The following is a 10,457-nucleotide window of genomic DNA, read 5'->3' on the forward strand; positions in this document are numbered from 1 at the left end:
GGGCGCCAGCGCCTTCAGGAACTTCAGCATCTCCGGCGTCAGTTTGCCGTCCCAGCGGGTTCGCGCTGTCGCAGCGAATGCTCGTTTCAGTCCGTCACCCATCTCGTTTCTCTCCTATCGGTATGGGGGAGGGGTTAGGCGGGGTCGGACGGTACGAGCGGCTTCCAGCGAAGCAGTCGATCCAGCGCATCCGTCACGAAGCGGGCCGAGCTACCGGAATGCCGCTGAGCCTCGAACAGGGCGACCAACGCCACCACATCGCGCTCAAGCATGATGCGATTGTTCGTGCGCCTGCCGGGGAGGGCCGCTAGTTCGCTCTCCGCATGGTCGACTAGGGTCGGCTGCCGCTCGTTAGCTTGGGCGTCGCGAAGCTGCTCACGCAGGCAATCGGAGGATCCGGCCGCGGATGAGCAGCCGCGCTCTACGTCGGCATCGCAATACTCACAGGGCATCAGGCGTTTCCCGACAGCAGCCACGCCATAAAGGCGAGCCAAACGAGGCACGGCAGCACGACGCAGACGAGGCCGGTCATGCAGAGTAAGAAAATGCCGAGGCTCTCAGCCATCGCTTACGCCTCCTCGCCAATTGGAGGAGGATTGCCGACCGATATCGCAACTGGCGGATGCACTGCACCAACCACGAGCAGGTAGATCGGCTCGCCGGCCGTGATGAGCGCAATTTCCTCCGGCGTCGGCATCCATGCCGAGACCATGCGGTTCACGCCGGGGCTATGCGGCTCATCGCGGATCGGCAGCCCACCGCAGATGCCGTCCTTTGCAGGATCCCAGTCTAGCGGCGCCCCAAGGTTGCGGGTCGCGCCCGTCACGCGTCCGATGTGCATCACTCGGCTCCGGGGTGCGTAGGAACCGGCTCGCGACGGCTATGGATGCCATGCGGGTTGATCTTGGCCGGCGGGGCAATGGCCGCTGCCTCGCCCTTGAGCGTCAGACCGACGCGCAGGTCCCCGCGCACCTCCAGATGGCCGGTCGTCAGCAGGCGCAGCCATGTGACCGGATCAAAGCCAAGCAGCCGGACGCCGCTGGCGACGATCTTACCGTGCTTGTCGAGAACGCCTTCGCCGCCGTGAGCTTTCAGCTTCACAAGCGCGGACTGCTGCGGGTCTGTGACCTTGGGCATATACGCCTCCTGTTGATGTTGATAGCCTTAAGGGCTACAACCATAGGCGTCAAGAAGAAATAGCCCAGGAGTCCATTTTGCTCGCCCGCAAGCCTTCGGCCGTGTACGAAGCGGCTATGATTGATGCGGCACAGATGCGGGCGGCCCGGGCAATGCTCGGGTGGCGGATGGAAGACCTGTCTGCCAAAGCCGGCGTGTCGCTCGCCAGCATCAAGAACATTGAGCGCGGTGTCACAGACCCAAGGGCGAGCACACTCCGATCAATCCAGGCCGCGCTTGAGGGGGCGGGTATCGTGTTTCTTGATGCTGGCGACATGCGCCCTGGCGGCAAGGGCGTTCGGCTCAAGAGTTGATCGCTTGTCGGCTCCGAACCCCTCGCAAACCATCTTCCGCCCGCGAGCGCACCAAACCCAAGCCCGACTGATCGCATGTGATAGCGCTCCCGCATCATCCGGTGCATACTGGCGTCGAGTTTGAGCTTCGCAACGAGCGAGGCACCGATCCGGCGAGGTCCGGCGGTGGAAAGGCGACTGCTTCTTACAGGAGGCATCGCAACGGAGCGGGCGGGGCAATCTCCGCTCGCTCCATGCTACGGCTTCGCTCTTTCGCCAAGTCGGAGACCGACGCCGATGCCTGAGATCCCCGAGCTAGATCCCTACGAAGCCCTCACTCACATCCGCACCTTCGCCCGGGTCGCCCTCAATAACCCAGAGCCGACAGAACGAGCCTACGAACAGGTTCTGCGGGAGATCCTGAAGGCCTGCGATCTCGCGCTGCCGGCCAAGCGTCGCGCGTCTCGCAAACCCCAGCCCGACTGATCCCCCGCAGGCTCCGAACCCCACGCAAACCCCTTCCTTCAAACCCCGACTGATCCTCACCCTCGGAGAGGACGGGGAGGGGGCCAAAACCGGTTTGCAGGACCGGGAAATTGCCCAACGAATTCAACACAGCCTCAGCCGGGAGATTTGCAAAAAAGCCTTTATATATCAACGCCCCGGATCAGCCTGGGGGACAGGGGGTCGTCGGTTCAAGTCCGGCCACTCCGACCATTCTTCCTCAATCGTCGATGTTCATGCCTGGAGCGGCCCGTCACATGACGCGCTCCTCGATCGAGGAAGGGGCGGCATCCGGCTGGCTGCCTGCTCTTGAGAGCGACGCGATCGACGCCGCGGCGCGCGGCACGGCGCCAAACTTACGCGATCGCGCCATCGTCCGCAGATCCGACCCGTCGTGGCTGTCCTGGTCGGCGCACTGGTCCCCAAGACCCTGAAACGCGACGCCCGCATCCAATCCGTGAACGCGACTACTTGTCGGACAGGCCGGCGGGTTCCGCGATGAGTGCGGCGGCCGTGAGCGTGACCGCGCCGGCCGCTTGCCGCAACTCGTAGCGCGCGACGCCGTCCGCGAGCTTGACGAGGCAAGCCAACAACAGCCCAACCAGCAGGCAACGGCGGAGGGTCAGCGTGGGAAACAGCATGGCGAGCGCCTCGGGGAGACGATGGCACGCTAGCTGAGCCGGGGCGCGATAGCTGCCACGGCGAAAGCACAGCCGCACGCATTGAGAGCGGCGGCGCCGTGGCGAACGTTCGGCAAGCTTGAGGCTCGGTGACCGCCGCGAGACCGATACCGTACCGAAGCCCGCTACGGTCCGGTATGCGCTCCTGCCACGAACCGCGCGATGTCGTCCGCGGTCGGGGCCTGGCCGCTGAACGGGAAACTCAGCGACCGCACGATCTGGCCATGGCCGAGCCCGGGGTAGATGTGCGTCTGCGCGGGGTCCGCGCCGGCCTGCAACCGATCCGCGAGGGCGACCGTCGCGGACGGCTGAACGTCCCGGTCCTCCGCGCCGGTCAGCAGCAGGAGCGACGGGTGGCGGCCTGCGGCGTGGTTGATCGGCTGCATCGTCGGATCGACCCCCGAGAAGACCTGCTTGTCCAGGGGATCGGTCAGCGCGGCGCTCGCGTAGGGACCGGCCAGCCCGACGATGCCGGCGAGGTCCTCCGGCCTGGATCCGGCTTGCTTCAGCCACGTGGCGTCGAGCCCCAGCATGGCCGCCGCCCAGGCGCCGGAGGAGTGGCCCGCCACCACGACCCGGTGGGGATCGCCGCCGAACTCGGTTGCGTGGCCGATCGCCCACGCAACCGCCGCGGCGTTGTCGGCCAGGATGTCTGACAGGCTGGCGGCCGGGAAGTGCCGGAATTCGGGGATCACCACGACGAAGCCTCGCCGGGCAAAGGCCGCGCCGACATAGGCCACGCTCGCCTTCGAGCCTGTGCGCCAGCCGCCGCCGTAGAGGAAGACCATCACCGGGCTGGGTCCCGGAGCGTCCGGCCGGTAGATGTCGGCCAGATGCCCGCCCCCGGCCGCGTAGGCGCGGTCTGCATCCACGTGGACCTCGACCGGGGCGAGCAGATTCAGAACCACCAGGGTCGCGCTGACGATCTTGTCGCAGAGAAGGCCAAACATCGCTGAGTCCATCGCGGTCTGCGGTCGGGCCCGCGCGCGAAGCGTCCGTAACCCGGGCAACCTGCACACATCCGGGGTCGCGACGGCCGGTGGGCCTTCGCATCCCGGCGCGGACAGCAATCCCGATCGACGCTCGCGTATCCCGATGCCCGGCATGTAGGACGGCTGCCGGGGCAAATCTGTCCGTACGGATGGCCTAGGTGATTTCCAGTACGCCGAGCCTGTCGGTGACCGGAACCGAAATTCGCAGCGCGGGGGCAAGCGTGTCGGTGCGCACGGCGCCATCATCGGCGAAGCGGTGCAGGCGCAGGCTCCGGGGCGCGCGCGAGATCAGGACGTCCACCGGGTTCGGCGGTGCATCGGGCCGGGCGGAGAGGCTGCGCCGGTCCCAGCCGTCGATGCCGAGCCAGAGCGGCACGAGCAGGGCGCCATCCCGCCGGGCGAAGCGGGCGGAGATGAGGGCGGAGGTCGATGGCGCGGAGGCCACTTCGACATCACCGCCGAAGGGGGCAACCACGGCGGCGCCCCCGCCGAACAGCCGGACGAGGTTGCGGACGGCGGTGAAGGCGGGCGTGGGGCGGCCCTCGAAGGTCAGGAGCCCGAAGCGGCTCTCCGGATCGCCATCGCCGTGATCGAAGCTGGCGATCAGCTCGTACAGGTAGGTCCGTCGCACACCCTGCAGGTAGCTCCAAAGGAGCAGGCGCGGCAGATAGCGCGCCCGGAGCCCCTCGGAGACCGGCAGGTGGCCGCTGCCGGTTCCGAGCGCCGTGTGATAGCCGTTTTCGGTGGCGATCACCGGCGCCGGCCCGAAGACCGGTCGGGCCGCCGCGACGAAGCGGGCGAGGCTGCCGGCGCCCTGGGTCTCCGGATGCTCGGCGCCCGGATAGGGGTGGATGTTGCCGAGATCGACGAGGGCCGCGAGATCCTGCGCGGCCGCGACATGGCCCTGGATGTAGCTCGGTCCGGCGACCTTCACGGCGGGGTCGCGGGCGTCCGCCCGCGCCGCCCGGAACAGGGCCGCCTGATGGTCCGCCGAGAGGCGCGGAAGGTCGCGCCGGCCGGCGATCGGCGGTTCGTTGCCGCCCTCCGCGATGACGAGCCCGCCGCCGGCCCATCGGGCGATCGCGGCGAATTTGTCCGGCGGCACGCGCGGCCCCGGGGTCAAGCCGTCGTAGAACACGAGGCTGAAGCGGTAGCCGCGTTCGGCCAGGGCCGCGATCCGCCCGAACTGTCCGCCCGGCTCGGCACCGGTGAGCACGATGTCGTCGCGCAGATGCCGCACACCCAGTTCGTCGAGGGCGGCGGCGCAGGCCGCGAAGCGCGCGACATAGGGCGTTCCGCCATGGCCGAAATGGACGTTCACGCCGATCGAGTCGATCAGGTCATCGCAGAGGTGCGGCGGCGCGGCGGCCTCGGCGCGGCGGGCGGCGAGCACCCCCGCGGCCAGGGCCAGGACCGACCGGCGCGTGACGACGCTCATGCCCGGCCCGTCACGGCCTGGAGCCATCCGGACATTGTCGGCGCCGGCCGCTTCGCCGGCACCACGGAGGTGCGCCGGGTCGCGCACAGGAGGTCACGCACGGCCTGCCCGAGGGCAGCCTGGGCTTCCACCGAGCCGAGGTTGTGGTCGGCCGCCGGAACGATGGTCACGGGCGCGCCGAGGCGCCGGGCCACCTGGTCCGGGTTGCGGCCGAGGTGACGGCGCAAAGCGGCCAAGCCGGGGTCACCCGCGCTGTAGAGCAGGCGGATCGCGGCGCCGCGGCGCCGGATCGCGGCGACACGTCGGGCGACGGATCCCCCCGGATTCGGCGGTCGGAACGCGCGGCGGATCCGTCGCAGCGCCGTATCGAGCCCGCGCCGGGCCAGGACGCTGCCGATCGCCCGGACCCGGATCTGCCCGCGGATCAGCCGGCGCCACGTGTCACCCTGCTTGAGGAGCGCGGCGTAGGTCGCGGCGCTGCCGTAGGTCTGGCGGATGACGTCGTGGACATTCTGCTCCGGGTCCCAGTCGAAGCAATAGAGGTTGACGAGCAACGCCCCATCAATCCGCGGATCCCGGCAAAGCGCTTGGAACGCCGCATAGGCGCCGCTGCAGCCGCCGACGAGGACGATCGGACCGGCTCCGGCGATGGAGTCGACCGCCCGCATCACGTCCGTGAATCCATCCGGCGCAAACAGCGGCCAGCGCCCGTCCGGCCGGTCGACGCTGTCGCCGACGCCCGCGACGTCGAACCGGACCGAGGCGATGCCCTCGGCGGCGAGAGTCCGGGCGAGCCGCGTCGTCTGCCGGCCCCAGCCCGACCGCACGGTCATTCCGGTGGAGACGAAGAGGATTGTCGGCGCAGCGGCGTCCGGCCTGTGTGGCGCACAGCGCGTGCCGGACAGGCCCGAAGCCAATCGGATCGCCCCCTCGCTCCAGCCCGGGCCGGCGAGATGCGCGGATAGCGGGACTGGCGCCGTCGAGGCCGCCTCCACCGGTACGAGACCCTCGGCCGCGAAGGCTATGATGCGGGCGAAATCCGCCTCCGGCACTTTTACGAAGATCGGATCGCCCACGAGATGCGCGAGGCCCGCGAACGGCCCAGTTTCGACGACGCAGCCGCAGGCTTCCAGACGTCCGGCCAAGCTGCCGGTTTCGGATGACAGAAGGAGAACGCGCGGAGCGGGCGGCGTCGCAATCCGGGTGAGGTTCAGCGCAGACAGCTCGGCCTGAAACGGCGCCTCCATGCGGAAGCCGCCCACCGTAAGACATTCGGCTTCTGCCGGTGGGGCCGAGCCGTCGGGCAGGCGCCCGATCGTCTGGGCCCGCAGGCGCATCTCGCGCAGGTAGGCCCGTCCCGTGATCACTGGCGCCAGGAGGACGAGACGATCCACGGGTTCCGCCTCGGCGGCCAGGGTGGCGAGACTCGCGCCCAGGCGCAGGCCGACCAGGACAATCTCGTCGACGCCGGCCGTCTCGCGCAGGAACCGGACGGCCTGGCGGATGGCAGCCACACAGGCTGCGACGGTGGGCGCGTCGGGATCGGTGGAATCGCCCTCGCCGGGATAGTCGAAGCGCAGGGTCGGGCAGCCCGCCTCGGCGAGTTGCCCGGCCAGCGCCCGCCATGGGCGATGGGCCGCCATCTGTTCGAATCCGTAGGCGCCGCAGAGGACCACGCCGCGTCGCCCGGCGGCCGGATGGAGCCAGCCGAAGAGCCCCCCGAACGCCACCGGCGTCGGATCGAACCGAGCGGGGGAGGAGGCTGAGGCGGGTCGGGTCTCAGGCGTCATGGCCGAACTCCACGCTCTCGGTACCGTTGATGGCCCGCACGGTGCCGCGGGGCAGCCGCGCGCATTCCGGGAAGGCGATGAGCCGCGACGTCCCGGGCGCGAGATGAAAGCCGGTGTCGTCCGCTCGGGCGCCCGGGGCGCAGACCTGCACGCCGAAGGCGAACCGCTCGGTGGCGACCCGCAGGGCCGGACCTTCGTCCGTCATCACCGGCTCGGCGGTGAGGCCGATCACCGCCTGTGTGACCGGTCGCGGTCCAGGGAAGTGGAACGACTCGGCGACGACCTGCCCATCGGCATCGGTCAGACGCGCATGGGCGATATCGTGGATTCGCGGTCCGAACCGATAGCTGTCGGTGGCGTCGAAGAAGCGGCCGAGGAGATCGGCGGAGGTCAGCGTCAGCGATGCATGGCCGTCGAGGTCCACGGCGCGCTCGGCGCGCCCCGCGACGCGCCCGCCGCGATCGGTGAATGTCAGCGCCACCGTCAGGGCGCGGGCCTGCGCAGTCTCGTTCACCAGGTGGAGGTGCAGGCCGTCCAATCCTTCGTCGGTGATGAGGATCTGCACGGGGCGGAAGGCGCGCTTCAGGGCGTACCACGCGGATTTAGGGCGCTGCGTCCAGTCGATCACGCCCCAGCCGGCCCCCGGCCCGAGGTCGCGCAGCATCAGGACGAGGCCGCCGGCCGTCGGCGAGCGCGGGCGGCACCACTCGGCGAAAGTCGCCTCCATCACCTCGGCCACGGCCGCGCGGCCGAGATCGAGGTAGCGCTCCGGGTCCTCGGCGCGCAGCGCGGCGGGATCGACGTCGTAAAGACTGCCGACATAATGATCGCGAACGGTCTCGAAATCCCAATCGGCACCCCGGTCGCGGGGAATACCGGCCGACCAGTCCGGATCGGTCGGACCCGCCGGTCCCGGCGTCCCGGGCTCGGGCGGGTTGGCGAAGGCGAGGCATTCGCTGGCGAAGCCGACCTCGGCCCGGCGGGCATCGTCGAGGGGCCGGCAATAGGCGCCGACGCCGAAATAATGGGTGCAACCGCCGCGCGGCGAGAAGGGCAGGGCGCCGCCGGAGGGCGAGTTCGGCACGACCACGATGTCGGGGCGCTGGGCTGCCGCGAGCGGAGGCAGGGCCGTCTCGCAGTAGGCATCGGCCCAGATCGCGCGCGGCGCGCCCAGCATGGCGGCCTGCTGCCAGACCTCGCTGCCGCCGCACAGGATGGCGAGTGACGGCGCCGTCTGGGTCCGGTCGAGGAAGGCGGTGATCTCCCGGGTCAACGCCCTCGCGAAGTCCGGATCGTCGTGCGGGTAATCAAAATTGGCGAGCATCAGGTCCTGCCAGACCAGGATGCCGAGTTCGTCGCAGAGATCGAAGAAATCGGTCGCCGGATAGAGGGTCGTGCCCGGGACGCGCAGCATGTTCATGCCGGCCTCGCGGGCCAGCATCAGCAGCGTCCGGGTCCCATTCAAGCCGAGCCCGACGAGATCCGGCGGCATCCAGACGGCGCCGCGGCAGAAGACCGGTACGCCGTTGACGGCGAGCGATAGGCCCTCTTCGAAGGGCCGGGTCAACGACAGGGACCGGAAACCCACCCGGCCGAGATCGACGGTCGCGCCATCGATGCAGGCGGTGACCGCGTGACGGTTCGGCGTGCCATGGGTGTGCGGCCACCAGGGGGCAATTGCCGGCAGCACCATTTCACCGGCGAAGAGGCCCGGCTCTGCCTCGACGAGCGGCGTCTCACGCCCGTCGCAGCGGAGTGTGACTGCCCCGGCACCGCCCTCGATTGTCAGGCGTGCGCTCAGGCGGCCGGTCTCGCCGTCGAGGCTGGCGCGCAGGTCGGCCGAGACGGCCCCTGGGCGTACGGCCTCGACGGTGATCGGCCGGGTGGGGCCGACATGGTCGATCTCCGGGGCCCAGCCCGGCATGAAGCCGAGCGCGCTGGTTCGGACATGACGCAGCGAGCCCGGCGTGATCATCCGCGGCCGCCAGCGCCCGCGCTTGGCCGGCCGGTCGAGTTCCGCACGCAGCGATCGAAAGCAGAGCGCGAGATCGGATTCAACGGCGAGGTCGACCGCCACCGCGTGCGGCTCGAACATCGAGCGGGTGGTGAGGATCGGCACACCGTCGAGCCAGATCTCGGCGAGGGTCGCCAAGCCGTCGAAGCGCAGGCGGAACCGTCCTGGGCCGTTGAGCCGCGTCCGATACCAGACGTCCTTGTCGTGGATCGGCGACGGGGCCGTCTCCGACCAGCGGCCTGCCGCCTGCAGAGCCGACGCGGCGGTCCCAGGGACCGCGGCCGGGATCCAGTCGGTGACGCCGTCGAGATCGCCCGGCCCCGCGCAGGCGCCGGGCGACGTCAGGGCGAGCCGCCAGGGACCGGGTAAGTCCACCGGTGCCCGTCCGTCGACGCTGCGGATGAGGGCCATGGCCTGCCCTAGCGGCCGAGCGCGGCGTCCAGGGACGCGAAGACGCGCTCGTAGGTCGCCGCCGCCTTGTCGAGGCGCGGCGCCAGCCCCTCCGCCTTGCGGCGGTGGAAGGCCCGGGCGAGCTGGAACTGGAAGGCCTTCGCCTCACGGCTCAGTTCGGCGGCGGCCTCGGCAGCGGGCGCGAAGGGGCCGGCCCCGTTGGCGTCGAGCCAGGTGAGATGACTCGCCAGCATCTCGAAATTCGCGCCGAGCTGGCGGGTCGTGTTGAACGCGTAGGCGTGGAACACGCTGAGTGGCTGAACCACGAGCCCGTCAGCCGTGGCGGACAGCGCGTCGCGGAACGCCAGGACGGGGTTCCGCTCGGGCGCCCGGGCGCGATGCCTGGCGAGTCGCTCCAACGCGACACCGGGAAGCTCCGATGCCGGCAGGGGCGGCGCGACAACCTTCACGAATTCCGCGTAGGGCGGCAGCGTCGCGGGCCCGAAAATCCCGGCATAATCCGCCCCCGAGAGCCGGAAGCGGCCGGCATTGTGGAGGTAGTCGAGCTCTTCGGCCGCCGGGTCGAGGGCCAGGATGCCGATCGTGGTCTTGCCGTGGTCGCGCCCGTAGGTCGTACCATGCGTGTCGGGCAGGTGGATCGCATCGACCTCGACCAGCACCGGCCGGCCCGCCGCCATCTGCGTCACAGCGTGCGACTCGAGGCCCGCATAGACCGCGAGTTCCAGCACCTCCAGGCCGTAGAGCCGCTCGATGTCGCCGGGCGGCGGCTTGAAGAAGGTGAACTGGTCGCCCTCGAAATCCTGCCGGAGCGTGAAACCCAGCATCGCCTCGGGGACGAGGCCGCGGCCGTGCAGAAGCTCGATCCAGAGATCGACGTAGCAATTCGTCTCCGGCCAATCCCGCGCCCCGTCATGGAGCGGATGTGGGACGTAGGGCCCCGCGATCCCGAGCCCCGCGGGCAGGCGCAACGCGGCGGTCATGGGCTCAGCCCCAGAGCGCATCGCGCACGGCCTCGGGCCATGCGGCGAGGTCGAGGCCATGGTGCTTCAGGAGGGCCAGGGTGATCCGCTCCAGGCCGAAGCCGACGCAGGCCGTGTGAGCGACGCTGCCGTCGGCCTGACGCAGCTCCCAGGTGCTGCCGAAATGGTCCTGGTGGTAG

Annotated in this window: 11 protein-coding genes; 2 read left to right on the forward strand and 9 right to left on the reverse strand. The window is 69.9% G+C overall.

The genetic code is table 11. The features are described 5' to 3' along the window. Window positions 1-134 precede the first annotated feature (134 nt). The 3 genes from MKK88_RS33590 to MKK88_RS33600 all read right to left on the reverse strand — a co-directional run bounded on the left by MKK88_RS33590 (window position 135) and on the right by MKK88_RS33600 (window position 1,137). Entirely contained in the window at window positions 135-272 is a 138-nt protein-coding gene (locus MKK88_RS33590) for a hypothetical protein (protein WP_244008154.1), read from the reverse strand. A gap of 296 nt (window positions 273-568) precedes the next feature. Next, window positions 569-841, reverse strand: a complete 273-nt coding sequence (locus MKK88_RS33595; RefSeq protein ID WP_244008156.1) for a hypothetical protein — start codon at window positions 839-841, stop codon at window positions 569-571. Beyond that, complete coding sequence (locus MKK88_RS33600) at window positions 841-1,137, reverse strand: hypothetical protein (protein ID WP_244008158.1); 297 nt, start codon at window positions 1,135-1,137, stop codon at window positions 841-843. The genes MKK88_RS33595 and MKK88_RS33600 overlap by 1 nt, the downstream gene beginning before the upstream one ends. Window positions 1,138-1,214: 77 nt before the next feature. Here MKK88_RS33600 and MKK88_RS33605 point away from each other — a divergent pair, with 77 nt between their 5' ends. Next, on the forward strand, window positions 1,215-1,490 hold the full coding sequence (locus MKK88_RS33605) for a helix-turn-helix domain-containing protein (protein ID WP_244008159.1): 276 nt from the start codon (window positions 1,215-1,217) through the stop codon (window positions 1,488-1,490). Between the two features lie 276 nt (window positions 1,491-1,766). Beyond that, a complete protein-coding gene (locus MKK88_RS33610) occupies window positions 1,767-1,955 on the forward strand; it encodes a hypothetical protein (protein WP_244008161.1) in 189 nt (62 codons plus the stop codon). A gap of 485 nt (window positions 1,956-2,440) precedes the next feature. Here the strand turns inward: MKK88_RS33610 and MKK88_RS33615 are convergent, their stop codons facing one another. The 6 genes from MKK88_RS33615 to MKK88_RS33640 form a co-directional block, all read right to left on the reverse strand. After that, a complete protein-coding gene (locus tag MKK88_RS33615) occupies window positions 2,441-2,614 on the reverse strand; it encodes a hypothetical protein (protein ID WP_244008163.1) in 174 nt (57 codons plus the stop codon). A 164-nt stretch (window positions 2,615-2,778) separates the two neighbouring features. Further along, on the reverse strand, window positions 2,779-3,603 hold the full coding sequence (locus MKK88_RS33620) for an alpha/beta hydrolase (RefSeq protein ID WP_244008165.1): 825 nt from the start codon (window positions 3,601-3,603) through the stop codon (window positions 2,779-2,781). Window positions 3,604-3,799: 196 nt separating this feature from the next. After that, the gene (locus MKK88_RS33625) at window positions 3,800-5,083 is read right to left on the reverse strand and encodes a hypothetical protein (RefSeq protein ID WP_244008167.1); all 1,284 of its coding nucleotides are present in this window, start codon (window positions 5,081-5,083) and stop codon (window positions 3,800-3,802) included. Continuing rightward, the gene (locus MKK88_RS33630) at window positions 5,080-6,873 is read right to left on the reverse strand and encodes an alpha/beta fold hydrolase (RefSeq protein ID WP_244008169.1); all 1,794 of its coding nucleotides are present in this window, start codon (window positions 6,871-6,873) and stop codon (window positions 5,080-5,082) included. The genes MKK88_RS33625 and MKK88_RS33630 overlap by 4 nt, the downstream gene beginning before the upstream one ends. After that, complete coding sequence (locus tag MKK88_RS33635; RefSeq protein ID WP_244008171.1) at window positions 6,863-9,298, reverse strand: glycosyl hydrolase 2 galactose-binding domain-containing protein; 2,436 nt, start codon at window positions 9,296-9,298, stop codon at window positions 6,863-6,865. The genes MKK88_RS33630 and MKK88_RS33635 overlap by 11 nt, the downstream gene beginning before the upstream one ends. An 8-nt stretch (window positions 9,299-9,306) precedes the next feature. Continuing rightward, window positions 9,307-10,278: a DUF1839 family protein gene (locus tag MKK88_RS33640; protein ID WP_244008173.1), complete on the reverse strand. Its 972-nt coding sequence runs from the start codon at window positions 10,276-10,278 to the stop codon at window positions 9,307-9,309. Window positions 10,279-10,457: the final 179 nt, after the last annotated feature.

This window comes from Methylobacterium sp. E-005, from assembly GCF_022829725.1.
Classification (GTDB): Bacteria; Pseudomonadota; Alphaproteobacteria; order Rhizobiales; family Beijerinckiaceae; genus Methylobacterium.